Here is a 24,579-nt window from a genome sequence, read left to right as displayed (position 1 = left end):
AAAAAGCCCGCTTCCGCGGGCAACCCTTCTCTACGCAGCAGCGCCACGCGTGAACAGCATCACCCCTTCGTCGCGCCAAACGTCAGACCCGCGACGAAATGCTTCTGCATTGCAAAGAACATCATGACCGATGGCAGCGCCGCCAGAATCGATCCCGCCGAAACGAGATTCCACGCGGTCGTCCACTGCCCTTTCAGCGCGGCCACGCCGACCGTGATTGGCGCGGCGTCATCGCCTTGCGTCAGACACAAGGCCCAGAAATAGTCGTTCCACACGAACGTGAACACGAGGATCGCCAACGCCGCGAGCGCGGGACGAATCAGCGGCAGCACGATCCTGAAGAACACGGTCCACTCGTTTGCGCCTTCGATGCGCGCCGCCTCGACCAGCTCGAACGGCAGCTGCTTGATGAAGTTGCGCAGAAACAGCGCGCAAAAGCCGGTCTGGAACGACACATGAAACAGAATCAGCGCGCTCACGGTATTGAACAGACCGAGTTGCAACGACAGATCCCGCACCGGAATCATCAACACCTGGATCGGCACGAAGTTGCCCGCGACGAACGTCGCGAACAACGTCGAATTGCCGCGAAAGCGATAGATCGCCAAGGCAAAGCCCGCCATCGCCGCGAGTGCGATCGAACCCACTACGGAAGGAACCGTAATCAGCACGCTATTCCAGAAGTAATGCAGCATCGGCGACGTCGTCAATGCCTCGCGATAGTTATCGAACATCGCGAAGTGCTTCGGCCATCCCCAGTAGTTGCCCTCGCTCAGTTCTTCGGTCGAACGCACGGACGTGACCAGCACCGCGATCATCGGCAACAGCCAGATCACGAGTGCAATCGGCAATGTCAGTTTGTATGCGCGGCGCGTGGCCGGCTTCCATTTGTCGATCGGAATCGGAAACATCAGCGGCTCCTCATTGCTCGGCGCGCAGCATCCGCCGCAGGTGATAGACGATGTACACGAGCATGATGCCGAACAGCACCACCGCGATCGCCGCTGAATAGCCGATGCGGTAGTACTTGATCGCCTGGTCGTACATGAAATAGGCGAGCACCGTCGAGCTTTCGAACGGACCGCCGCCCGTCATCACCGAAATCAGATCGAAGCTGCGCAGCGCGCCGATGATCGTCACGACGATCGCCATGAACGTCGTGGGCCGCAACTGCGGCAGGATGACATGCCAGAGCATCGACCAGCCCTGCGCGCCTTCCATTCGCGCAGCTTCGATCTGCTCGGCGTTCAACGTGGTCAAGCCGGTCAGATAAAGAATCATGCAGTACGCGGTTTGCGGCCACAGCGCCGCGAACACGATGCCGAGCGTCGCATAGCGCGGATCGCCGAGCACCGGCACGCCGTGGCCGAGCATCATCGCGAGCAGGCCGAAGGTCGGATCGTAGAACCATGAAAAGATCAGTCCGACCACGACGCCCGACAACACGAATGGCGCGAAAAACAGCGACTTGACGATGCGGATGCCCGCCACCGCCTGATTCAGATACAGCGCGACGGCGAGGCCCATCGGCGGTGCAAGCAAAAACAGCACGAGCCAGATCAGGTTGTTCTTGAGCGCCGTATAGAAGGTGGGCGTATGGACCAGCTCGATATAGTTCGCGAGGCCGACGAAGGTCGGCTCGGTCATCCCATCCCAGTTGAAGAAGCTCAGACGGATCGTCGAGAGGATCGGCCACACCACGTACACGGCCACCATGAAGCAGGCCGGCGCGAGAAACAGGAACGCGGCGCGCCGCTGCCGCCGCGCGGTCGGCGTCGGGCCGCGCCGGCGCGACGCGACCGACGCGCCGCTCAGCGCACCGCTCGACGCCGGCAAGCCCGGGCCGCCGGGTTCAACAGGACCGTCGACGCTACGACGGCTGACGGAATGCGACACGATCAATCTCCCGATCCAATCCGATGCATCGGACAGCGGCCTTGCGGCCGCCGCCGCTCACTTCTTGTAGATACGCTGACGCGTCTGCTCGAGCTGCGCGAGGATGTCGTCCAGTTTCGACGGATCGGAGACGAACTGCTGCATCCCCTTCATCCCTTCGTCGGCCATTTCCTTCGTCATGTCGCGATCGTAAAACTGCGCGATACCGCCCTTCGTGTTCGACAGGATCTGGAAGCCGATCTTCGAAATCGGATCTTCAGGCTCCGGCGATTTGCTGTTCGCCGACAACGAGCCGAGTCCCTTTGCGAGTTGCGCACCGATCTGAGGCGTCTCGACGAACGCAAGGAACGTGTGCGCATCGGACTTGTTCTTCGCTTTCGACGGAATATGCAGCGATTCGACCGGTCCATCCTCGGCGGTCGGCACCTTGGAGTCGATGATCGGGAACTGGAAGTACCCCATTTGCGGCTTCACGTTGTCCGGGAAACCCGCCGCAATGAACGTCCCCATCAGCATCATGGCAGCCTTGCCCTGGAACAGGAACGGCTGCACCGCGTCGAGATCGTAGGACAGTGAATTGTTGATGAAGTAGCCGTCGTCGATCAGTTGCTTCCACGTCGTATAGACCTTCTTCACGCGCGGATCGGTGTACGGAATTTCGCCGGCCATCAGCTTCTGGTGAAACGCATTGCCGTTCAGGCGCAGATCGAGATAATCGAACCAGCCGGCGAGCGTCCAGGCATCGCGGCCCGCCACCGCGATCGGCGCAATGCCGGCGGCCTTCAGCTTTTTCGCGGCGTCGAGAAATTCGTCCCACGTTTTCGGCTCGCCCTTGATGCCCGCCTTCTCGAACAGGTCCTTGCGATAGAACATCCCCCACGAGTAGTACACGGTCGGCGCGGCATACTGCTTGCCCTTGTACGACGATGCTTCCTTCGTCGACGCATACATGTCGTTCCAGCCGTTCTTCTGCCAGTCGCCGGTCAGATCCTCGAACAGGCCACGCTGCGCGTAATACGCCATACGCTCGCCGTCGTGCCAGTTGACGATATCGGGCGCGACAGTCGAAAGCCAACCCGGCAACTGAACCTTGTAGGCTTCCTCATCGATGAACGATACCTTCACGTCGATCCCGGGATGCGCCTTCTTGAACTCGTCGACCACCTGCTGCCAAACCGCGCGCTGGCTCGCGCCCTTGTACGCGATGTTCATCGCGAGCGTGGCCGCCTGCGCGGTGCCGACGACCGAGGTCCCCGCGGCAACCGCGGCCAGCGCGAGCGCCAACAGAATCTTGCGTGGTTTCAGTTTCATCCTGACTGTCTCCTTCTTTCCATGGTTTTTACGTCGTTGTCGCTTCTATATCGAATGACTGCGTGGAATTGCCAAGGCCGGACTTCTATTGCGAGCGGTAGACCGCTACCCCTTGCGGCGCCACCTCCCGGGAGCCGATCACGAATGCGTCGTCGGAAATGTCGTCGAGCATGTGGGTGCTATCGCCATAGTTGAACACATACGTCAGTCCGCCGCGACGGCTGATGCGCACGCTGTCGCCGAGTGCCTGCGTTTCGAGGCCCGCTTCCTGCGCGATCCGCGCGAACAGGCGCACGGTCAAGGCGTCGTCGAACAGGCTCGCAAAGTAGTGATACGCGCCGCTTCGCACGTACGCCGGATGATCGTCCGCGAAACGCGCGCGCACGTCGAATGAAGATGATGCATCGCTGTCGATGAAATCGCGCCAGTGTCGCGCGAAGCCCTCGGCGGCACCGCCCTGCTGTTCGAGCACCACCGCTTCGGTCACGTTCGGCCGCATCGATTCGACGCGCCACACGCGCAGCGGCAGCACCGACGTCAATGCGCCCGGCGGCAGATTCGCCGGAATCCGCAGCTCGCGCGTTTTCGAGCCGGTGCGTGGCCCGAGCACGACCTGCGCGCCCGAGCGTGCGAGACGTTCGGCGAAATCGTCGGGCACGACCGGCAGCGGCGGCACGACGACGAGGCTATAACCATCGAACGATGCATCGGCCGGCACGACATCGACGTCGAGTCCGAGCGCGCGCAAAGCCGAGTAGTATTCGAACGCGAACCGCGGATAGTGAAAGTCCGCGCCCTGCGGATGAATCTCGAACAACCACTTCGCTTCATAGTCGTAGACGAGCGCGACTTTCGAGCGGATCGACGCATTGGCATCGGCGTTCGCGGCGAGCACCGCGTGAATTTCCGACGCCACCCGCGATGCTTCATTGCCGCCGACGTCGAGCCGGTTGTCGGGCGTATTGAGGCCCGCATGCATCTGCTCCTGCGCGAACGGCGCCTGACGCCAGCGGAAATACGACACGCAGCCCGCGCCGTGGGCGAACGCTTCCCAGCTCCACAGCCGCACCATGCCCGGCAGCGGCGCCGGATTCCACTGCGCCCAGTTCACCGGTCCCGGCTGCTGCTCCATCACCCAGAACGGCAGCTTCGACATGCCGCGATACACGTCGTGATTGAACGACGCGAAGTCCGGATGACCGCTGCGCAACCAGCGCGCCTTGATGTCCGGCGCGAACCACTGCTCTTCGAGCGCGCCGAGCGGATAGCTGTCCCACGTTGCGACGTCGAGATCGGCCGCGACCTTGTAGTGATCGAACTCGGTGAAGAGCTGCATGAAGTTGTGCGCGACGGGCCGCCCCGGCGAATGCGCGCGAATGATCTCGACCTGCATGCGGTTGTAGCGCGCCACTTCGTCGGATGCGAAGCGCCGGTAGTCGAGACGATGCGAAGGATGCGCCTCGGTCACGGTGCCGACCGGCGCGTCGATTTCTTCGAAGCCGCGGTACTCCATGCTCCAGAACACTGTGCCCCACGCCTCGTTCAACGCCTGGATCGTGCGATAACGCGCCTTCAGCCACTCGCGAAAGCGCGCGACCGCGGCCGGCGAATAACTGACCACCGTGTGATGACAGCCAAATTCGTTATCAGTCTGCCAGAAAGCGACCGCCGGATGCTTGCCGTAACGCTCCGCCACCGCCGTGCAAATACGACGCGAAGCCTCGAAATACGCGGGCGACGAGAAGTCGTAATGACGCCGCGAGCCGAACCCGCGCGGACGTCCATCGGCGCCGACCGGCAGGATCTCCGGATGACGATCGATCAGCCACTTCGGCGGCGTCGCGGTCGGCGTACACATGACGACCTTCAGGCCAGCCGCGCCGAGCACGTCGACGGCGCGATCGAGCCAGCCCCAGTCGTATTCGCCGGGAGTCGGCTCGATCCGGCTCCAGGCGAATTCCGCAATCCGCACCTGCTCGATGCCGAGCGCTTTCATCCGGCGCGCGTCGTCGTCCCACATCGACTCGGGCCAGTGCTCCGGGTAATAACAGACTCCAAGACGCATCCCTATGTCCCCAGTGTTTTTCAAGCGTAGTGTTCGACGGATTCGAGCGACGCGGCCGCGAAACCGTCCTCGGTAAACAGATGACAGGCCGTGCGCGACACCCGCAGGCTCGCGCGATCGCCTGGAGCGAGGCGCGTGTTGCCGGGCGCCTTGGCGATCAGAACGGCGCCGCCGGGTTGATCGAGGTGCACGTAGCTGTGTTCGCCAAGCTGCTCGACGAGCGATACGGTGCGCGCGAGCACGCCGTCTTGCGACGCGGCCGCATTCGTCGTGGCCGATGCATCGACGAACTCGAGATGCTCGGGACGCACGCCGAGCGTGACCGGCTGCGCTGGCTGCAATCCGGCGCTGCTGACCGGCACACGCACGTTCTCGCCGGTGTGATCGAGCGTGACGAGCACGCCCTGCGCATCGAGTGACGCCACCTTGCCCGGCAGGAAATTCATTCGCGGCGAGCCGATAAAGCCGGCCACGAAGCGGCTTTTCGGGCGGTGATACAGCTCGAGCGGCGCGCCGATTTGCGCGATGCTGCCGTAACGCTCGGTGTCCTTGCCCGAATGCAGCAGCACGATCTTGTCGGCGAGCGTCATCGCTTCGATCTGATCGTGCGTCACGTAGACCACACTCGCCTTCGCAAACTGCTTGTGCAGACGTGCGATTTCGACGCGCGTTTGTCCGCGCAAGGTTGCATCGAGATTGGACAGCGGTTCGTCGAACAGAAACACGCCGGGCTCGCGAACGATCGCGCGGCCGATCGCGACGCGCTGCCGCTGCCCGCCCGACAGCGCCTTCGGCTTGCGCTCGAGCAGTGCCTCGAGTTGCAGGATGCGCGCGGCTTCACGCACCTTCCGCTCGATTTCATCCTTCGGGGTCTTCGCGAGTTTCAGGCCGAACGCCATGTTCTCGAACACGCTCATGTGCGGAAACAGCGCATAGCTCTGGAACACCATGGCTACGCCACGCTGCGCGGCCGGCACGTCGTTGACGATCTTCCCGCCAATCGACAGGTCGCCGTCGGTCACATCCTCGAGCCCGGCGATCATGCGCAACAGCGTTGACTTGCCGCAACCCGACGGGCCGAGAAACACGCAGAACTCGTTTTCGCCGATGTCCAGATCGACGTTGCGAATCACCGGCGCACCATCGCCATACGCCTTCTGCACGCCTCGTAACGAAATGCTCGCCATTGCATCGACTCCGTGATTTAATCGGGGCGAAGTCGGAGATTAAGCGCTTAATCAGCATGACCGAAAAATCGATCGCAAGGCGATCGTTGGTCTGTCTCCGATATCGTTTTGTACATTGGTTCGATGACAGATGTTGCCGCGCCTCGCGCCGCGACGCAAATGTCGGACAGCCATCCCAAATACTGACCATATCATGCCCACACTCAGCGAAGTCGCGCGTCATGCCGGTGTCACGCCAGCGACGGTGTCCAACGTGCTGCGCAAGCGCGGCCGCGTTGGCGAAACGACCCGGCAACGCGTGCTCGAGGCAGTCGCGGCGCTCGGCTATCGCCCGCATCTCGCCGCACGCGCGCTCGCCGAGGGCCGCGCGCCGACGCTCGCGCTGATGGTGTCGAGCATCGCGAATCCGTTCTATCCGGAGTTCGCGCTCGCGGTCGAACGCGCTGCGCGCACGAGCGGCCACTTCGTGATCATCTGCAATACCAACGACGATCCGCTAAGCGGCCGCGCGTACCTCGACCAGATCGCCGGCACCTTGTCCGAAGGCGTGCTCGTGACCAACGCGAACCTCGATTTCGCCGATCTGCACGAGACCGAAGCGCGCGGCACGCCGGTCGTGCTGTGCATGTGGGAGCGGCCCACCGAGCCGCCCGGGCTGCCGTGCGTCGCGGTCGATTTCCGGCTGGCCGGCAAGCTGGCTGGCGAGCATCTGCTCGAACTCGGGCATCGGCGCTTTGGTGCGATCGTCGGCAGCAAGGTGTCGGGCATTCACGTGGCGCGCTTCGAAGGTTTCGTCGACGCGTTGCGCGCGGCCGGTGTGACGAGAAATCGCGTGCGACACGCGGCCGACACGATCCACGGCGGCTACCTGGCGGCCCGCGCGCTGCTCGAAGCCGATCCGCAACTCAGCGCGATCTTCGCGACCAACGATTTGCCTGCGCTCGGCGCGATGCACGCGGCCGCGGATCTGGGCCTGCGCGTGCCGCACGAACTGTCCGTGATCGGCATCACCGACATCCAGCTCGCGCGCGAGTCGCGCCCTGCACTGACGACGGTGGCGGTGCCGACGGTCGAGGTCGCCGGACTTGCAGTGGAACTGCTGCGCGAGCTGATCGAGACTTCGTACGGACAGCCGGGACGCGCCGCGCGGGACATGCCGGCGCCCGTGCCGATGCGGATTTCGTCCGAGCCGAAACTGGTCGTGCGCGCATCGACGGCCGCACCGCGTTCGCGTTGATGTGGCAGTTACAGCCGCGCCGCAACGTTGCAGTTCGTCGCAGTTGGACCAGGCTCGGCCAGCTTGCCGCGCGTCAACTCGCGTGACGAGGCCGGCGCGCACCGACCGCCAACGCAATACAGGCCAATCCCGCGGAAACCGCCGCGAACGCGACGTTCGCCCACAAATGTCCGACCCGGGTCGACAGCAGCGCTATGCCGACCGCCGGCAACGAGTTGCCGGTGTAACAGCAGAGCAGATACGCCGATAGCAATTCGGCGCGTTGGTCCGCGGGCGCGATCCGGTTGATCTCCTGCAAACTGCCGCGAAACCCGAGCGCGGCTGCGATGCCGCACAGCGCGGTCGCCGCGCTCAGCACTACGATCGACGCGACGACCTGCGCCGACAGCAGCAACGCGAGACTCGGCGGCAACAGCCACAGTCCGGCGAGCATCGCGGTGCGAGCGGCGAGTTTCGACGTGACCATCACGGTGATCGTGCTCGCGGCGAACAGTTCGGCGACGAGCGCCCCGCTCAGCGCGGGGCTGTGCAGATGCATGCTGTTCGCGATCAGATTGGGCAACAGCGCCGCAAAAAAGCCGAGCAGCGCGAAGGTCGCGAATGCGGTGACGGCAGGCACGACGAATGCCACGCGCAATTGCGCGGGCACGCCGATGCGTGGTGCGAACGACACCTGTGCGAACGTCCGGGCACGCGCCTGGACCGTTTCGCATGCGAGCGCCGCCAACGCCGCGGTGACCAGAAGCGTCAACAGATAAACGACGAACACCGTGCGCAATGGCCAGGGCGCGAATTGCGCGAGCAGACCAGTCAGCAGCGGTCCCACTCCGAGCCCAGCCAGATTGACCGCCGCGGCAAGACGGCTGGCGGGCGCCTTGTCGGCGCCGGCGTGCAATTCCGCGATCCACGCGGTCGCCGTGGCGGCACCGACGCCGATTGCAAGGCCGCTCGCCGCCCGGGCGACGAAAAGCCACGTCGCATGCGTGGCGAACAGAAAACACATCGTGCTCGCGATCGCGGCTGCGAGCACGAGCAGACTGACCGATCGGCGCCCGGCCTGGTCGGACACGCGACCGAATAGAAACAAAGCGCCGAGATTGCCGATCACGTAGGTCGCGTACACGAGCGTGATCGTCAGATCGGACAAGCCGAACCGGCGTTGATAGAGCGGATAAAGCGGCGTGACCATCGTGCTGCCCGCGTACAGAACGCCGATCACGAGGGCGGCGGCGATCAGCGATGCGCGGGAGCCGAGTCGTCGCTGCCACCAGTGCGAAGGCATGGGTCTCTCCGAAAGGTTCGCATTCTGTCGAGGCAAGCAAGCGCTGTTCCGCCGCAACCTCTCGCAAACATTCATCGCCCACTGAAAAAGCGCGTTACGCACCGCGAATTGCGTTGAAAAACCACCGCTGACATTTCAACCAGCTTTCAGACGAGCCAGGACTTTCCCCAAGCCGAGAAGCGCCGCTTCGCACCGCAGCACGGCGCCAAAGCGTTACCACACAAGGCTCTCAGCCTGCACGCGGTTCGCGGCGCGGCGAATTTCCGCGTTCACATTTCCTTGACGAGCAGTCGCGGGCCTGCTGTACTAAATCAACCAAAGTGATTTAGGCGATTTGCTTCGGACCACATTGCGTCGAAGCGTCATCGTCAAACGTCAAGCCCGCAGCTTCGCAGTTTCGATCTATCTGCAGTCCCATACGTCGTTGCCAATAACCGGAGGAGCGTCTCATGAATCTGAATTCCCACAGGCGTCCTGTCGCCAGGACAATCGCGTCGATGTGCGCCGCGTCAGCGGCGCTGTGGTGCGCAAGCGCGAGTCAGGCCGCCGACCAGCCCGTCATCGGCCTGATCACGAAGACCGATACGAACCCGTTCTTCGTCAAGATGCGCCAGGGCGCGGACGCGGCCGCGTCGAAAGACGGCGCGAAACTGATCACGGCCGCCGGCAAGTTCGACGGCGACAACGCGAGTCAGGTCACCGCGATCGAAAACATGATGACGGCCGGCGCGAAAGCAATCCTGATCACGCCGAGCGACACCAAGGCGATCGTACCGAGCATCAAGAAGGCGCGCGCGGCCGGTGTGATGGTCATCGCCCTCGATACGCCGACCGATCCGCAGGACGCAACCGACGCCCTGTTCGCCACCGACAACTTCAAGGCCGGCGTGCTGATCGGCAAATATGCGAAGGCCGCGCTGAACGGCAAGCCCGCGAAGATCGCCACGCTCGATCTCGCGCCGGGCGTGTCGGTCGGCGTGCTGCGCCACAACGGCTTCCTCGAAGGCTTCGGCGTCAAGGAAGGCGACCCGTCGATCGTCTGCAGCCAGGACACGCGCGGCGATCAGGCGAAAGGTCAGACGGCGATGGAAAACTGCCTGCAGAAAGCGCCCGACATCAACGTGGTCTACACGATCAACGAACCGGCCGCGGCCGGCGCGTATCGCGCGCTGAAGGCGGCGGGTAAGGACAAGGGCGTGATGATCGTGTCGATCGACGGCGGTTGCGAAGGCGTGCGCAACGTGAAGGCCGGCGCGATCGCGGCGACCTCGCAGCAGTATCCGCTGAAGATGGCCGCGCTCGGCGTCACCGCCGGCGTCGACTACGCGAAGACCGGCAAGAAGGTGTCCGGTTATCACGACACCGGCGTCACGCTGATCACCGACAAGCCGATGTCCGGCATCGACAGCAAAGACACGAAGTTCGGCCTCGACAACTGCTGGGGCAACAAGTAACGCGCATTGCACAGCGGCCCGTTGCGCGTCGCACCGGGCCGCCAATTGATTTGCAGCGTGACCTTCATGTCACGCTCATGTACCGAGGACTGCCATCATGTCGACCCCTTCCGCGCCCGCCGGCCGGCCGCGCCCCTCTTTCACCGAGCACCTGCCGTCGCTGTCCGAAATCGGACCGCTGATCGCGCTGGTGCTGGCCTGCGCATTCTTTGTCTCGCAGAGCAGCCGCTTTCTATCGTTCCAGAACCTGTCGCTGATCCTGCAACAGACGATGGTCGTCGCGGTCATCGCGATCGGCCAGACACTGATCGTGCTGACCGGTGGCATCGATCTGTCCTGCGGCATGGTAATGGCCTTCGGCTCGATCATCATGACGAAGTTCGCGGTCGTGCTCGGCGTGCCGCCGATCCTCGCGATTCTGTGCGGCATCGGCGCCAGCACCTTGTTCGGCTTACTGAACGGTCTGTTGATCACGCGCATCAAGTTGCCGGCGTTCATCGTCACGCTGGGTACGCTGAACATCGCGTTTGCGCTCACGCAGATCTACTCGAACGCGGAAAGCGTGTCGAACCTGCCCGATGCGATCATGTTCCTCGGCAGCACGTTCAGGCTCGGACCGGCGGAAGTCACGTACGGCACCGTGCTGACGCTGCTGATGTATGTGGGCACGTGGTTCGTGCTGCGCGACACGGTGCCCGGCCGGCATCTGTACGCGCTCGGCAACAACGCCGAGGCCGCGCGACTGATGGGCCTGTCGTCGCAGCGGATTCTGCTGACCGTCTACACGCTTGCCGGCGCGATCTACGGCATCGCCGCGCTGCTGTCGGTAGCGCGCACCGGTGTCGGCGATCCGCAGGCCGGGCAAACCGAGAACCTCGACAGCATCACCGCGGTCGTGCTCGGCGGCACGAGTCTGTTCGGTGGACGCGGCTCGATCGTCGGCACCTTGCTTGGAGCGCTGATTGTCGGCGTATTCCGTAACGGCCTGACGCTGATCGGTGTTTCCTCGGTGTACCAGGTATTGATCACCGGCATCCTCGTGATTCTCGCGGTCGCCGCCGATAAACTCTCGCACCGCGGCCGTTGATCCCGCACAGGAGCCCTCTCATGTCGACCTCCACCTCCTCTTCCATGTCCGCTGCGATGCCGGTTCTGCAGGCACGCGGGCTCGTCAAACGTTACGGCAACGTGACCGCGCTCGACGGTTGCGATTTCGAAGTGCTGCCCGGCGAGATCCTCGCGGTGATTGGCGACAACGGCGCGGGCAAATCGTCGCTGATCAAGGCGCTCTCGGGCGCCACGGTGCCCGACGAAGGCGAGATTCTGCTCGACGGCAAACCGGTCAAGTTTCGCAGTCCGCTCGATGCGCGCGCACAAGGCATCGAGACCGTGTACCAGGAACTCGCCGTCGCGCCGGCGATGAGCATCGCCGAAAACCTGTTTCTCGCCCGCGAATTGCTGAAGCCCGGCTGGCGCGGCTCGCTGTTCAAGATGATCGACAAGCGCCGCATGCTCGACGAAGCGACCGCCGCCATGAAGGACCTGCAAATCGGCATTCGCTCGATGCGCCAGGCGGTCGAAACGTTGTCCGGCGGCCAGCGCCAGGGCGTCGCCGTTGCACGCAGCGCGGCATTCGCGCGCCACGTGGTGATTCTGGACGAGCCCACCGCCGCGCTCGGCGTGAAGGAAGGCAACATGGTGCTCGAACTGATCCGGCGCGTGCGCGAGCGTGGCCTGCCGGTGATTCTGATCAGCCACAACATGCCGCACGTGTTCGAGATCGCGGACCGCATCCATATCCAGCGGCTCGGCCGGCGCGCGGCGCTCGTCAATACGAAGGACGTGCACATGTCGGAAGCGGTCGCGATCATGACCGGGGCGAAGGAAGCCGACGTGAAGGCGATCGCATGACGCGCCGCCCAATCCGCTGAGCCACGAGGCCGGTACACGACAATGGACACCCCCAGCACCAGCAGGCGTTCGCCGGTCAAACGCACGGTCGGTTCGAATCAGGTCGGCATGCGGCAATTCAACGAGCGCATCGTGCTGCAAACGATCCGCTTGCATGGACCACTGCCGAAGGCCGAGGTCGGCCGCCTCACGCGTCTTTCGATGCAGACGGTGTCGATGATCGTCGACCGGTTGATCGCCGACGGCCTGCTCGAAAAGCACGCGCGCGTGCGCGGCAAGATCGGCCAGCCGTCGGTGCCGATCGCGTTGTGCGCGGACGGCGCGTACACGATCGGTATCAAGGTCGGACGCCGCAGTCTCGACGTGCTCGCGATGGACTTCGCCGGGCGCATCGTATGCCGCGACGTATTCGAGTATGCGTATCCCGATCCGCGCGCGCTGTTCCCCGCGCTCGAAAACAAACTCGCGCGCGTGAACCAGACGCTCGGCGCGAAGGCGGGCAAGGTGGTCGGCGTCGGTGTCGCGGCGCCGTTGTGGCTCGGCGGCTGGCGCGACTTTCTCGGCGCGCCGCCCGACGCGCTCGACGCCTGGAACGACATCGATCTGCGCGCGCGCATCGCGACGATAACCGGCCTGCCCGTCGAGTTCGCCAAAGACACCACGGCCGCCTGCGCGGCCGAACTCGTGATGGGCCAGGGCCGCGGCATCCACAACTTCCTGTATCTGTTCGTCGGCACGTTCATCGGCGGGGGTCTCGTAATCGACGGACGTCTGCATGGCGGTCCACACGACAACGCGGGCGCGGTCGGTTCGATCCCGCTGCGCGAAGGCGGCGCACGCAAACCTGCGCGGCAGTTGCTGCACGCGGCATCGGGCTTCGTGCTCGAACGACTGTTCAGCGATGCGGGCGCGCCGGCGGCCGCGGCGCATGATCATCGCGCGTTGTCGCCCGAGTTGTGGCGGCATACCGAGCGATGGCTCGACAGCGCGTGCCCGGCGATCGCGAATGCGCTAACCAATGCGGCCGCGTTGCTCGATCTCGAAGCCGTCGTGATCGACGGCGAGTTCGACCGGCTACTGCTGCGCGAGATCATTCGCCGCACCGAGCGCGTGCTCGATCGTTTCGAATGGGAAGGGATGGTGCGGCCGCAATTGCTCGAAGGCGCGATCGGCGCCGATGCCCGCGCGATGGGCGGTGCGATTCTGCCGCTATATGCGCATTTCGCGCCGGTGCATGAGCTGTTCCTGAAGCCGGCGGCGTCGGAGGCAGGTTATGACGAGCGGTGAGCGATTCACTGCGCGGCAACTTTCGTCGCCGCAGGCGTCGATCCCGCCGGCGCCGCGGTCACGGTTTTCTGAACCGGCTTGTCGAGCAACGGCTGCAACGCCGGTGCCATCGACTTCAGCAACTGCACCGCCAGCGCACTCGTGAAGTCGTAACGCGCGGCATACGGCTCGTGCACCCACGCGGTCAAGGTGCCGTAGAAGCGGTCGCCGAGCGCGAACACGAAGGTCGCGCTGCGATTCACCTTGCGTGACTCGATCAACCGCGCGCCCTTCGCGTAGACGTTCAAGCGCTGATCGCCGGTGCCGGTCTTGCCATAGACTTCGAGCGTTTCGCCGTTCGGGAACGTCATGCCTTGCGCGAGACGCCTCGCGGTGCCACCCGTCACGACGTCGCGCAACAGCATCCGCACCTCCCCGGCAATCTCCGGCGACACCTGCTGCTGCGGCGCGACCACCGCGCGCCTGAAATGCGTTTCGTACGGCGTATCTTTCGCGAAGTCGATTTGCGTCAGCGTTTCGGTCGGCACCTTGTTGCCGCCGTTCGTGATCACGCCGATCAGTTGCGCGAGCGCCGCCGGACGATCGCCCGACGCGCCGATCGCCGCCGCATACGACGGCGTCAGCGACGCGAACGGATAGCCGAGCGCCTGCCACGATTTGCCGATCGCGTCGTAGGCGCGCAGCTCGACCATGCGCTTGATGCGGTGATCCTGGGTCACGTGATAGCGCGTCTTGAAGAGCCACGAGTAAGTCGACAGGCGCACGTCCTGGCTCGCGGCTTCGATCTGCGCAAGCGTCGCATCCGGATGCGAGCGCAGGTAGTTCAGCGTCCATAGTTCGAGCGGATGCACACTCGAAATATAGCCGCGGTCGTTCAGATTGAAGCGGTTGATCCCGTACTTGTCGTACAGATTCGCGAGATCTTCGTCGTCGAGCATCGAAGCCGCCGGCGTGTTCTTCAACGCCGCGTACATCAACTTGTTGAACCACGCGTTCGATTGATCCGGCGCGACGCTGCGCAACGCGGTCGCCACTTTCGGGGGCGACTTGCGCACCCCTAGCAGCAATAGCGTGATCTGCTGATCAGGCGTCTTGCCGTGGTACTTCGTGTAGAAACGCTTCATGTACACGCGGCTTTCCTGATCGGCGAAACGTGTCAGGTACATCTTGCGGGTCGCCGGATCGCCGAGCCATTGCGACGACGGCCCGGTGGTCTGCACCATTTCATAGTGCACGATATCGCGCATCAGCCGCACGAACACGAGGTTCACCGAATGCTGGAACGCGCGATGCACGGTCAGGATGCGGCTGTTGTCGTCGGACTCGAAGTTCGTGAAGGTCTGCGCGCCGCCGCCCGTAAAGAACGTTTCGCCCGGGCTCGCCGAGTATTTACGCTCGACGGCGGCGTCGAGCATAGGCTGCAGCGAATGGTCGCGCGTGTGCAGCAGATAGTCGATCGCCCAGCGCGTCAGCCGATCGTTCGGATCGGGCGTGATCGCCTTCAGCTGGGCATTGCTCAGCGATGCGTACCGTGTGTGCAAATCGGTGACGATCTGTAGATACGTGATGACGGTGCGCAGTTTCGCGGTCGAGCCGAGGTTCAGGCGCGCGCCGGAATTGATGTCGAACGGCTGGTTCACGCTATCGGTCTGCACGCGCACGAGGTTCGCGTCGCCGTGCCGCTCGAACAGCGTGAAGCTGTAGGCGATATGCGACGGATCGTCGGACCCGCGCAGCATTTCGTAGCCGACGAGACCCGCGGCCTTCGCGCCGTCTTTCGTCGCGGCGGCGGCGAGGCGCTCGGCAACGGCTTGTTGCACGTCATTGTTCAGCGTGCCTGTCGCCTGCACGTCGAGGCGGTCCAGTTCATAGAAACTACGCACGCCGAGCGCGGCGAGCAGATGCGAGCGCATCGACGTGACGGCCTTGCGCGACACGAACGAACCGAGATCCGGTGTGCTGCGCGGCGCGCGATGCAGTTCGACGTGCGCCGCCAGCGCCGCGTCGCGCAACTGCTCGGTGATCACGCCGCCACTCGCGAGCAGCCGCATGTAGCTGTCGGTCAGCCGTTCGAGCTCGGGATAGCCGCGCTGCAGAAAAAACGACGGCGCGCGCTGCGCGATCATCAGCGACAGCACTTCGCGAAACGCCAGACCCTGGTCGGGCAGATTTGCTTCGGTCGACGGCGCCTTCAGCAGCCGGTTGGTCTCGCGGAAATCGCGCCCATACCAGGCGGCGAGCCCATCGCCGATACCGTTGATTTCGCCGACGCCGGGCTGCGCGGCAAGCGGCACCGAGTTCAGATAATGGACCACGATCTGTTCGCGCGCGGGCAGCGTTTGCGGTCCGTTCAGATAAGCGCGCACCGACGCCGACGCGATTTGCCGCAGCTTTTCCGGGGGCGTCGCGGTGCGGCCCCCCGCCGAGTGACGGAATTTCTCGATCTGCGTCGCGAGCGTGCTGCCGCCGGGCGTCTGCTGATGACGATTGAACACGCGCGCGCCCTGGTCGACGAGCGCGCGGCTGAAGCGCCCCCAGTCGATCGCCGGATTGCGGTTCGGCTGATCCGGATCGAGCAGATAGCGGTCTTCGATGAACAGCAGCGAGTTCACCACGAGCGGCGGAATCGCGCCGAAGCTGTCGTACACGCGACCGGGAAACTGAGCGCTGTATAGCGGCACGCCGGTGCCGTCGAACAATTGCAGGCCGGCCGTGTCTTTTTCGTCGTAAGGCAGGAACAGGCCGTCATCGGCTAACGAAAGCATGCGTTCTGAATCGCGCGCCTGCGAGCTGATTTCGAAGCCATGTTGCAACAGACGCTGCTGGATAGCCGGCAACAGCGCGTAGCCGAGGCGCGCGTCGTACGGGCCCTTGTCGGCTTGCGGAAAGCGGATGGAATGACTGGGACCGTCGGTGACCGAAAAAGCGACGTCGCGGGTCAGCTCGGAAAGGTACCGCGCCTGCAGTCGCGAGGTCTCGATCTCGATCTGCACGAGCCGCGCAATCAGCGCCACCGCGAGCAGCAAAAACGCGCCAAGCCCCCATTTGAGCCAACGCCAGCTCCGCACGGGCACGGTGCTGGTCACGCGAAGCGGAAACCGAAGCGGTGGCCGATTCATGGCTGCTCTCCCCGAGCGATGGCCAGGGGGTCGAGCCTGGCTCAGTTCATTCAAACCAGTGTAGCTCGGAACGAGAAACCCTCATCGGTTCGGATTGATGCGACAGTGTCGCGGCTACAACACCTGCTGGCGTCGGATGACAGAACGCGAACCGGCATGAGATATTGAAGCTCTTTTCACACGAATAACAAACCGCCTTTTCGGGCGGTTTTGCCGTTTCTGGCGGGCCTTGCCGAAAGAAAGTCGCTTTTTGGCTGGCATTCTTACCGGCAACCGGACGGACGGCGGAGCAATTTGATTGCGCCGCGCCTAAATTCGCGCTTTCGTCTGTGCACGCAACAGCGCGATAAACCGTTCCGCCGGCGGCGACAGCACGCCGCCCTTGCGCGTGACGATGCCGAACGTCTGCGATGGCGATTTGAGCCTGACCGGCACGACGCGCAGCATCTTGTGCCGCACGAACGGCCCAGCAATTGCGCTCGGCAGCAGCGAAACGAGTTCGGCGCTGCTTTGCAGCAGTGCAACTGTCACGAATGTGGAAGCCGTCGAAATCGGATTGTCGGGCATGTCGAGGCCGGCGAGATCCATCTCGCGTTCGAGCAGCGCATGCAGCGGCATGTGTGACGGATACATGACCCAGCGATGCCCGGCGAGATCGCGCAACATCATCTCGCGGCGCGGCAACGGCACATGCTGATAACCGACCACCACCGCCAACGGCTCGTCGCCGAGCGGCCGATACTGATACTTCGACGGATCGGCCGCGACCGCCGCTCGGCCGACCACCAGATCGAGCCGCCCGTCGTCGAGCTGTGCGAGCATTCGTGCGCTGGTGTCCTCAACCACTTCGATCGACAGAGCCGGTTGCGCCGCATGCAATTGATTCAGCGCGGGCACCACGCAGTCGGGAATCGCGCCCATGATCGCGCCGAGCGCGAGCCGCCCGCCGCGCCCCGAACGAATTTCGGCGACGTCCTGGCAGAGCGCGGTCAGGTCCGACGTCACGACGCGCGCATATCGGATCACGCAATGACCGAGCTGGTTCGGGATCATGCCGCTTTTCGAGCGCTCGAAAAGCGGCGCGTCGAGCATCGATTCGAGCTCCTGCAGCGCCTTGCTCGCCGCCGATTGCGTCATCGACATCACGCCGGCCGCTTTGTGCAGCGATTTGTGATCGTCGAGCGCGATCAGCAGATGCAGCTGCTTCATGCGCAGCTTCGACAGCAGGACGTTGAGCGTGTCTTTCATCGGTGGGGTGAGTCGCAAAAGCGATCACGATATGGAAACAATTCAATATACCCGCGAGGCCCAGCGCCGTATAGTCGCCGAAGGAGACATTCATCCAGTTGCGCCGCCCGTTCGCGGGCTCGAGCGCAATCCTTCCATCCCCGTACGGACCACATCGCCATGAGCCAAGCGTCACACTCTCCCGCCCTGCGCGGCGTCTTCCCCGTCGTGCCGACGATCTTCGACGACGCCGGGCGTCTCGACCTCGAAGGCCAGAAGCGCTGCCTCGATTTCATGATCGACGCCGGCTCGAACGGCCTGTGCATTCTCGCGAACTTCTCCGAGCAGTTCGCGCTGTCCGACGACGAGCGCAACACACTGATGCATCTCGCGCTCGAACACGTCGCGGGCCGCGTGCCGGTGATCGTCACGACCACGCACTTCAGCTCGTACCAGTGCGCGGAGCGCAGCCGCGCAGCGCAGGCCGCGGGCGCCGCGATGGTGATGGTCATGCCGCCGTATCACGGCGCGACGATCCGCATCGGCGAGCGCGGCATCTACGAGTTCTATCGTACGGTGTCCGATGCCATCCAGATTCCGATCATGATCCAGGACGCGCCGGTCAGCGGCACGCCGTTGTCAGCGCCGTTCCTCGCTCGCATGGCGCGCGAGATCGACAACGTGTCGTACTTCAAGATCGAAACGCCGCAGGCCGCGAACAAGCTGCGCGAGCTGATCGAACTGGGCGGCGACACGATCGTCGGTCCGTGGGACGGCGAGGAAGCAATCACGCTGATGGCCGACCTCGATGCGGGCGCGACCGGTTCGATGACGGGCGGCGGTTATGCCGATGGCATCCGCCTGATCGTCGACGCCTATGCGGCCGGTGATACCGAGGCCGCCGCCGCGCACTATCAGCAGTGGCTGCCGCTGATCAACTATGAGAATCGCCAGGGCGGCCTCGCATCGTGCAAGGCGCTGATGAAAGAAGGCGGCGTGATCGGTTCGGACGCGGTGCGTCACCCGCTGCCGCAGATGCATCCGGCGACGCGCGAAGGGCTGTTGAAGATCGCACGCCGGCTCGATCCGCTGGTGTTGCGCTGGGGTCGATAACGCAGAGCGAAGCGCGGCGGGGCGCCCGTCGACGTGCGGGCTCACGCGGGCTGGACGGGCACACGCGATTGCCGCTAACCTATGGCCCCATGCAAAGTTTCTACGAAGCCACCGTCACCCGCTCCTGCGCCTACGCGCCGCTCAACGGCCGACGCAGCGCGCACGTCTGCATCGTCGGCGGCGGACTTGCGGGACTCTCCACCGCGCTGGGACTCGCCGAACGCGGCGTCGAAGACGTCGTCGTGCTCGAGGCGCAGCAGGTCGGCTTCGGCGCATCGGGACGCAACGGCGGCTTCGTGTTCGGCGGCTACAGCCTCGATTGCGCCGACCTGCTGAAGACGCTCGGGCCGACTCGCGCGCGCGAACTCTATGCGCTGACCACCGACGCGGTCGAGCTGATGCGCAAGCGAATTGCGCGCTATCGGATCGATTGCGACGCGACCGATGCCGGCGTGATCCTCGCGAACTGGTTCGACGAACCTGCGCGTCTCGAAGCGCAACGGCGTCTGATGCGCGATTCGTTCGGCGTCGACTGGGAACCGATCGCTGCCAGCCAACTCGCCGCGCAACTGAAAACGAGCCGCTATCACGGCGGCCTGTTCGAGCGCAACGCGTTCCATTTTCATCCGCTCAAGTACGTTGTCGGCGTCGCCGCGGCGGCGGCCGCGCAAGCGGGCGTGACGATACACGAGCGCTCGCCGGCCGTCAGCTTGCGGCGCGACGGCGCGGGCTTCGTCGTCGAGACCCCGCAAGGTGCGCTCGACGCGCGTCATGTCGTGATGGCGGGCGGCGGCTATGCACGCAACGTGTACGCGCGCGTCGAGCGCGCGGTGCTGCCTATCGCCACCTACGTGATGGCAACGGAGCCGCTCGGCGAACGCTTGCACGACGCAATCGCCACACGCGCCGCGATCTATGACACCCGCTTCGCGTTCGACTACTACCGCCCGTTGCCCGACACGCGCATCCTGTGGGGCGGCCGCATCTCCGTGCGCCACCGCGAGCCCGAGGCGATCGCGCGTCTGTTGCGACAGGACCTGCTGAAGGTCTATCCGCAGTTGCGCGACGTGCGCATCGAGCACGCATGGGGCGGCCTGATGAGCTACGCGCGACACAAGATGCCGCAGATCGGCCAAAGCACGGACGGCGTCTGGTACGCGGTCGGTTTCGGCGGACACGGCATGGCGCCGACCACGGTGTCGGGCGAACTGCTGGCCGCGGCTATCTCCGGTGAACGGCCGGTGCCCGACGCGTTCGCGACCTTCGGCCTCACGCGCACGTACGGCGCGCTCGGCCTCGCGGCCGCGCAGCTCACGTACACCGCGATGCAAACACGCGACGCACTCGCCGCGCGCCGCCGGCCCACGCGCCCGGTCGCGTAAGCGCCACGCAAGCTCCTTCGAGATGCCTTCGTCGATGCCCGGGACCCACGCCAGAGGCCCATTTCGCCATGCTAGAATGCGCCGTCACTGCCGCTCGAAACCACAATGAAAAAGGGAAGCAAGGCCGCCGAGCCTGATACCAACGGCATCGTGTCTGGCACGCCGCACGCCGACGCGCGACGTACCGGCGCCAGGCGTACCGACGCCCCGCGTGTGGACGCCCCACGCAAATACGATCCCGAGCAGACCAAGCGCAACATCCTCGACGTCGCGACCCAGGAGTTCTCCGCGATGGGGCTGACGGGTGCCCGCGTCGACGCGATCGCGGAACGCACGAACACCACCAAGCGCATGCTGTACTACTACTTCGGCAGCAAGGAAGGGTTGTACCAGGCGGTGCTGGAAAAGGTGTATGGAGACATTCGCGCGCTCGAACAGGACCTGCACATCAGCGAACTCGATCCGGTCGAAGGCATGCGCGCGCTGGTCGAATTCACGTTCGACTACCACGACCGCCAGCGCGATTTCGTGCGCCTCGTGACGATCGAAAACATTCACGGCGCGAAGTACGTCGAGCAGGTCAAGACGTTCAAAGGACGCAACGTCACCGTGATTCACACGATCGAGGATCTGCTCGCGCGCGGCATCGCGGCGGGCCAGTTCCGCAGCGACATCGATCCGATCGATCTGCATCTGATGATCAGCTCGCTGTGTTTCCATCGCGTGGGCAACCGGCATACGTTCGGCACCGCGTTTGGGCGCGATCCGTCGCATCCGCGGCTGCGGGCGCGGCATCGGGCGATGATCGTCGATGCGATCTTGCGGTTCGTGAAGAAGGACGATTGACCCGGTTGCGCGGCGACCGGCTGAAATGGAAACGGGATGTGGTGAAAGCCACATCCCGTTTTTTATCGCTTCGAGAAACGCAGCCCGTTCACCGGCTTACTGCCCCGGCAAACCGGTGACGGCAGTCGACGTGGTTGCCGCCGCACCGCGACGACAACCGGGGATTCGAAGGGAACGACGACCGTCACATGAAGCGACGGCTCAGCGGGAAGACTCAATCCACCAGCACGATCCGCTTGATATCGCCGACGACGAAGATATACGACAGCGCGCCGATCAACGCGATGACACCGATAAACACCAGCGCGCCCACGAACGAACCGGTCGCCGCGACGATCAGGCCCACCACGAGCGGCGTCACGATACCCGCCAGGTTCGCGGCGAAGTTGAAGATGCCGCCGGTCACGCCGAGCAAGCCCTCGGGCGCGATATCCGACACCAGCGTCCAGCCGAGCGCGGCCATGCCCTGCGCGAAGAACGCCACCGACAGAATCGCGATCACCACGACGTTGCTCTCGACATAGTTGGCGAGAATGATCGTCGACGCGAGCAGCAGACCCGCGATGATCGGCAGCTTGCGCGCGACGTTCGGCGATTTGCCACGGCGCAGCAGCCAGTCGGAGAACACGCCGCCGAACATCACGCCGATCGAAGCCGCGATGAACGGCATGATCGCGAAGAAGCCGATCTTCAGCCACGCCATATGACGTTCGGTGGCGAGATACGTCGGGAACCACGTGAGGAAGAACACCAGCGTCGAATTGCCCGCGAACTGGCCGAGGCAGATGCCGGTCAACTGGCGATGCTTGAGCAGCTGGCCAATCGTGCCCCATTGGAAGCCGCTCTTCTTCGATGCCGCAGCATCGGCTGCACCCGCGACATCCTTGTTGCGTTGCGTGAGACCGCCGCCCGCCTCGATATAGTCGAGCTCTTCCTGATTCGCCGACGGATGATCGCGCGGCTCGCGATACAGCAGCCACCACACCACGCCGAACGCGATACCGACGCCGCCGACCACGAGGAACAGCGAGCGCCAGCCGAATGCGCCCATCAGCATGAACAGGAACGGGCTGAAAAACGCGAGGCCGATATATTCGCCGACCGTGTAGGTGCCGGTCGCCATCGCGCGCTCGCTTTGCGGAAACCACGTGGCGACCACGCGGCTATTGGTCGGAAAGCATGGCGCCTCCGAAACGCCGAGGCCGAGACGGAAGGCGAACAGCCCGCCGATGCTCCCCACGAGCCCTTGCGCGAGCGTGCAGAGCGACCAGAACGTCATCGACAGGAAGTATGTGAGCTTGCTGCCGAAGCGGTCGAGAAACAGGCCGCCCGGAATCTGCGAGGCCACGTAGCTCCACGAAAACACCGAGAACAGCAGGCCCATCAGCGCGGCGTTGATGCCGAGCTCCTTCGTCAGCTGCGGTGCCGCGATGCCGAGCACGGTGCGGTCGAGATAGTTGATCATCGTGCCGACCGCGAGCAGCGCGAGGATCTTGTAACGGGCTTTCGAACGGCGCGCGGGGCTCGCCGCCTTGTTCTGCGCGGGCGAGCCCGCGGAGCTGGATTGGAACGATTGCGTCATGGCGTGCTTGTCTCCTCGATCAGCTTGGGTGCCGGTCTCTACGCGGCCGGTTAGCGTTGCAACAACGATTGAAAGTGGGTGTAGACGCGCTCGGCGTCCGGCTCGAGGCCCGTGAAAATACGCATGGCGTCGACCGCCTGGTAGACCGCCATGCCGCCGCCACTCAGCGTGCGGCAGCCAAGCGCCTCGGCCGCCTGCAGCAGCGCGGTGCGAATCGGAAAATAGACGATGTCGGCGACCCACAGGTCGCGGTGCAGCAATTCGGCCGGCAGCGGCAGGCCCGGCATTTTAGCCATACCGGTCGGGGTAGCGTGAATCAGGCCTTGCGCGGCGCCGAGCGATTCTTCGAGCGACGTGCCCGCGCTGACCCTGGCTTTCGGGAAACGCGCCTGTAACTCGTCGGCGAGCGACTGCGCGCGGGCGGCATCGACGTCGAACAGCGTCAGCGAGTGCGCGCCCATGTTCAGCGCCGCATGCGCGACCGCCGCGCCGGCGCCGCCGGCGCCAAGCTGCACGACGCGTTCCAGCGACACGTCCGGCAGGCCGCGCTGGAACGCACGCGCGAAGCCGGACCAGTCGGTGTTGTGACCGATGCGCTTGCCGTCCTTGAACAGCACGGTGTTGACCGCGCCGAGCGCGCGGGCGTCGTCGGACAGTTCGTCGAGCAGCGGAATCACCGCCTGCTTGCACGGATACGTGATGTTCAGGCCGTTGTAACCCATCCGTTCGGCCGCCGTCAGCAGCTCCGGCAGCGCGGCGGTGTCGAGCTTCTGCGCATCGAGATCGATGCGTCGATAGACATAGTGCAGTCCGAGCTTGCTGCCCTCTTCCTCGTGCATCGCGGGCGTGAGCGAACCGCTGATGCCCGAGCCGATCAGGCCGACCAGAAAGGAGTGGGGAGTGGCCCGCAAGCTCGCCTGCGCATTGGCCAACGCGGCGATCTGCGCGTCGGTCCGGGAATTTCCCCGAGTGTTCGCTTGAGTGTTCGCTTGAGTGTTCATTTCGCCGCCCTATTCTTAAGAATCGTCGCCATCCGTTCCAGCGCGAGCACATAGCCCTGCGTGCCACAGCCGACGATGATCGCGTCCGCCACCGCCGACACGTACGAGTGATGCCGGAACGCTTCGCGCCGATGCACGTTCGAGATATGCACCTCGATGACGGGCTTTTCGATCGCGCTCAATGCGTCGGCGATCGCGACCGACGTATGGGTGTAAGCGGCCGGATTGATCACGACGCCGTCGACCTTGGTGCGCGCCGCGTGCAGCCAGTCGATCAGCTGATGCTCGGCGTTCGACTGGCAGAAGTCGATCGCGAGGTCGAGGCGCTCGCCCGCGTCGCGGCACAGCGTCGCGACGTCGTCGAGCGTTTGCGCGCCATAGATGGCCGGCTCGCGCGTGCCGAGCAGATTGAGGTTCGGTCCGTTCAGGACCAGTACGGAGGCAAAGCTCATGACAACGACTCCCGCAAAATAAGGCGCGACTCGAACCGCGGCACCCGCGGCGGTTCTTCGACGCATGGCGAAGTGTGCGCGCATCGGCCGTCGTCGTCATTCGGGGTTTCTACGAATTTGTACCATCTAGTTAGTTTGTATAGACTGTCGAAACTCCCGGGTAGTGTGGGGTATTCTGGCCTGCGTCTTGCTTCAGTGCGTAACGAACTAGCTCGTTTTTGCGCATT

General features: G+C 64.2%; 19 protein-coding genes. 8 read left to right on the top strand and 11 right to left on the bottom strand.

From position 1 onward, the window contains the following. Positions 1–59 precede the first annotated feature (59 nt). The 5 genes from OKW37_RS27690 to OKW37_RS27670 all read right to left on the bottom strand — a co-directional run bounded on the left by OKW37_RS27690 (position 60) and on the right by OKW37_RS27670 (position 6,459). A complete protein-coding gene (locus OKW37_RS27690; RefSeq protein WP_018423397.1) occupies positions 60–911 on the bottom strand; it encodes a carbohydrate ABC transporter permease in 852 nt (283 codons plus the stop codon). Between the two features lie 10 nt (positions 912–921). Continuing rightward, positions 922–1,896 (bottom strand): carbohydrate ABC transporter permease, encoded by a 975-nt coding sequence (locus tag OKW37_RS27685; protein WP_184064375.1) that lies wholly within the window; start codon positions 1,894–1,896, stop codon positions 922–924. 57 nt (positions 1,897–1,953) lie between these two features. Further along, complete coding sequence (locus tag OKW37_RS27680; RefSeq protein WP_090806886.1) at positions 1,954–3,207, bottom strand: ABC transporter substrate-binding protein; 1,254 nt, start codon at positions 3,205–3,207, stop codon at positions 1,954–1,956. Between the two features lie 85 nt (positions 3,208–3,292). Further along, positions 3,293–5,272 (bottom strand): beta-galactosidase, encoded by a 1,980-nt coding sequence (locus tag OKW37_RS27675; protein WP_429402804.1) that lies wholly within the window; start codon positions 5,270–5,272, stop codon positions 3,293–3,295. 20 nt (positions 5,273–5,292) lie between these two features. Further along, complete coding sequence (locus OKW37_RS27670; RefSeq protein WP_429402803.1) at positions 5,293–6,459, bottom strand: ABC transporter ATP-binding protein; 1,167 nt, start codon at positions 6,457–6,459, stop codon at positions 5,293–5,295. Between the two features lie 193 nt (positions 6,460–6,652). Between OKW37_RS27670 and OKW37_RS27665 the strand changes: the two genes are divergently transcribed. Then, entirely contained in the window at positions 6,653–7,696 is a 1,044-nt protein-coding gene (locus OKW37_RS27665; RefSeq protein WP_429402802.1) for a LacI family DNA-binding transcriptional regulator, read from the top strand. A gap of 73 nt (positions 7,697–7,769) precedes the next feature. Here OKW37_RS27665 and OKW37_RS27660 read toward each other — a convergent pair whose 3' ends face one another. Then, entirely contained in the window at positions 7,770–8,978 is a 1,209-nt protein-coding gene (locus tag OKW37_RS27660) for an MFS transporter (protein ID WP_429402801.1), read from the bottom strand. A gap of 449 nt (positions 8,979–9,427) precedes the next feature. On the opposite strand from OKW37_RS27660, the gene OKW37_RS27655 reads away from it, so the two are divergent. The 4 genes from OKW37_RS27655 to OKW37_RS27640 all read left to right on the top strand — a co-directional run bounded on the left by OKW37_RS27655 (position 9,428) and on the right by OKW37_RS27640 (position 13,630). Beyond that, on the top strand, positions 9,428–10,432 hold the full coding sequence (locus tag OKW37_RS27655) for a sugar ABC transporter substrate-binding protein (RefSeq protein WP_429402799.1): 1,005 nt from the start codon (positions 9,428–9,430) through the stop codon (positions 10,430–10,432). Between the two features lie 97 nt (positions 10,433–10,529). Further along, complete coding sequence (locus OKW37_RS27650; protein ID WP_184064339.1) at positions 10,530–11,519, top strand: ABC transporter permease; 990 nt, start codon at positions 10,530–10,532, stop codon at positions 11,517–11,519. Positions 11,520–11,539: 20 nt separating this feature from the next. Beyond that, positions 11,540–12,343 (top strand): ATP-binding cassette domain-containing protein, encoded by an 804-nt coding sequence (locus OKW37_RS27645; protein WP_184062996.1) that lies wholly within the window; start codon positions 11,540–11,542, stop codon positions 12,341–12,343. Between the two features lie 42 nt (positions 12,344–12,385). Beyond that, positions 12,386–13,630: an ROK family transcriptional regulator gene (locus OKW37_RS27640; RefSeq protein WP_184025444.1), complete on the top strand. Its 1,245-nt coding sequence runs from the start codon at positions 12,386–12,388 to the stop codon at positions 13,628–13,630. 5 nt (positions 13,631–13,635) lie between these two features. Here the strand turns inward: OKW37_RS27640 and OKW37_RS27635 are convergent, their stop codons facing one another. Both OKW37_RS27635 and OKW37_RS27630 read right to left on the bottom strand, forming a co-directional pair. Continuing rightward, the gene (locus OKW37_RS27635) at positions 13,636–16,749 is read right to left on the bottom strand and encodes a transglycosylase domain-containing protein (protein ID WP_429402797.1); all 3,114 of its coding nucleotides are present in this window, start codon (positions 16,747–16,749) and stop codon (positions 13,636–13,638) included. A 309-nt stretch (positions 16,750–17,058) separates the two neighbouring features. Further along, complete coding sequence (locus OKW37_RS27630) at positions 17,059–17,997, bottom strand: LysR family transcriptional regulator (protein ID WP_184064311.1); 939 nt, start codon at positions 17,995–17,997, stop codon at positions 17,059–17,061. A 159-nt stretch (positions 17,998–18,156) separates the two neighbouring features. Here OKW37_RS27630 and OKW37_RS27625 point away from each other — a divergent pair, with 159 nt between their 5' ends. From OKW37_RS27625 to OKW37_RS27615, 3 genes are all read left to right on the top strand, one after another. Further along, the gene (locus tag OKW37_RS27625) at positions 18,157–19,089 is read left to right on the top strand and encodes a dihydrodipicolinate synthase family protein (RefSeq protein ID WP_429402795.1); all 933 of its coding nucleotides are present in this window, start codon (positions 18,157–18,159) and stop codon (positions 19,087–19,089) included. Positions 19,090–19,178: 89 nt separating this feature from the next. Further along, positions 19,179–20,471 (top strand): NAD(P)/FAD-dependent oxidoreductase, encoded by a 1,293-nt coding sequence (locus OKW37_RS27620; RefSeq protein ID WP_429402794.1) that lies wholly within the window; start codon positions 19,179–19,181, stop codon positions 20,469–20,471. Positions 20,472–20,576: 105 nt separating this feature from the next. Beyond that, a complete protein-coding gene (locus OKW37_RS27615; protein WP_090806910.1) occupies positions 20,577–21,317 on the top strand; it encodes a TetR/AcrR family transcriptional regulator in 741 nt (246 codons plus the stop codon). A gap of 214 nt (positions 21,318–21,531) precedes the next feature. Here the strand turns inward: OKW37_RS27615 and OKW37_RS27610 are convergent, their stop codons facing one another. From OKW37_RS27610 to aroQ, 3 genes are read right to left on the bottom strand one after another with little or no spacing between them, the layout of a single operon-like run. Beyond that, positions 21,532–22,899: an MFS transporter gene (locus OKW37_RS27610; protein WP_429402793.1), complete on the bottom strand. Its 1,368-nt coding sequence runs from the start codon at positions 22,897–22,899 to the stop codon at positions 21,532–21,534. Positions 22,900–22,949: 50 nt separating this feature from the next. Then, entirely contained in the window at positions 22,950–23,900 is a 951-nt protein-coding gene (locus OKW37_RS27605; protein ID WP_429402792.1) for a shikimate dehydrogenase, read from the bottom strand. Continuing rightward, positions 23,897–24,352, bottom strand: coding sequence for a type II 3-dehydroquinate dehydratase (aroQ, locus tag OKW37_RS27600; RefSeq protein ID WP_090806916.1), 456 nt, complete (start codon positions 24,350–24,352; stop codon positions 23,897–23,899). Before aroQ ends, OKW37_RS27605 begins: the two co-directional genes overlap by 4 nt. Positions 24,353–24,579: the final 227 nt, after the last annotated feature.

It is taken from the genome of Paraburkholderia sp. MM5482-R2, assembly GCF_050436125.1.
Lineage (GTDB): Bacteria > Pseudomonadota > Gammaproteobacteria > Burkholderiales > Burkholderiaceae > Paraburkholderia > Paraburkholderia tuberum.
Note: the sequence above shows the minus strand (reverse complement) of the source record. Positions and strands in the feature narration are given on the sequence as shown.

Bases quoted from the DNA above. Each gene is read 5' to 3' on its own strand.
- OKW37_RS27690 (WP_018423397.1), bottom strand. From the start codon at position 911: ATGTTTCCGATTCCGATCGACAAATGGAAGCCGGCCACGCGCCGCGCA.
- OKW37_RS27680 (WP_090806886.1), bottom strand. From the start codon at position 3,207: ATGAAACTGAAACCACGCAAGATTCTGTTGGCGCTCGCGCTGGCCGCG.
- OKW37_RS27675 (WP_429402804.1), bottom strand. From the start codon at position 5,272: ATGCGTCTTGGAGTCTGTTATTACCCGGAGCACTGGCCCGAGTCGATG.
- OKW37_RS27670 (WP_429402803.1), bottom strand. From the start codon at position 6,459: ATGGCGAGCATTTCGTTACGAGGCGTGCAGAAGGCGTATGGCGATGGT.
- OKW37_RS27665 (WP_429402802.1), top strand. From the start codon at position 6,653: ATGCCCACACTCAGCGAAGTCGCGCGTCATGCCGGTGTCACGCCAGCG.
- OKW37_RS27660 (WP_429402801.1), bottom strand. From the start codon at position 8,978: ATGCCTTCGCACTGGTGGCAGCGACGACTCGGCTCCCGCGCATCGCTG.
- OKW37_RS27655 (WP_429402799.1), top strand. From the start codon at position 9,428: ATGAATCTGAATTCCCACAGGCGTCCTGTCGCCAGGACAATCGCGTCG.
- OKW37_RS27650 (WP_184064339.1), top strand. From the start codon at position 10,530: ATGTCGACCCCTTCCGCGCCCGCCGGCCGGCCGCGCCCCTCTTTCACC.
- OKW37_RS27645 (WP_184062996.1), top strand. From the start codon at position 11,540: ATGTCGACCTCCACCTCCTCTTCCATGTCCGCTGCGATGCCGGTTCTG.
- OKW37_RS27640 (WP_184025444.1), top strand. From the start codon at position 12,386: ATGGACACCCCCAGCACCAGCAGGCGTTCGCCGGTCAAACGCACGGTC.
- OKW37_RS27635 (WP_429402797.1), bottom strand. From the start codon at position 16,749: ATGAATCGGCCACCGCTTCGGTTTCCGCTTCGCGTGACCAGCACCGTG.
- OKW37_RS27630 (WP_184064311.1), bottom strand. From the start codon at position 17,997: ATGAAAGACACGCTCAACGTCCTGCTGTCGAAGCTGCGCATGAAGCAG.
- OKW37_RS27625 (WP_429402795.1), top strand. From the start codon at position 18,157: ATGAGCCAAGCGTCACACTCTCCCGCCCTGCGCGGCGTCTTCCCCGTC.
- OKW37_RS27620 (WP_429402794.1), top strand. From the start codon at position 19,179: ATGCAAAGTTTCTACGAAGCCACCGTCACCCGCTCCTGCGCCTACGCG.
- OKW37_RS27615 (WP_090806910.1), top strand. From the start codon at position 20,577: ATGAAAAAGGGAAGCAAGGCCGCCGAGCCTGATACCAACGGCATCGTG.
- OKW37_RS27610 (WP_429402793.1), bottom strand. From the start codon at position 22,899: ATGACGCAATCGTTCCAATCCAGCTCCGCGGGCTCGCCCGCGCAGAAC.
- OKW37_RS27605 (WP_429402792.1), bottom strand. From the start codon at position 23,900: ATGAACACTCAAGCGAACACTCAAGCGAACACTCGGGGAAATTCCCGG.
- aroQ (WP_090806916.1), bottom strand. From the start codon at position 24,352: ATGAGCTTTGCCTCCGTACTGGTCCTGAACGGACCGAACCTCAATCTG.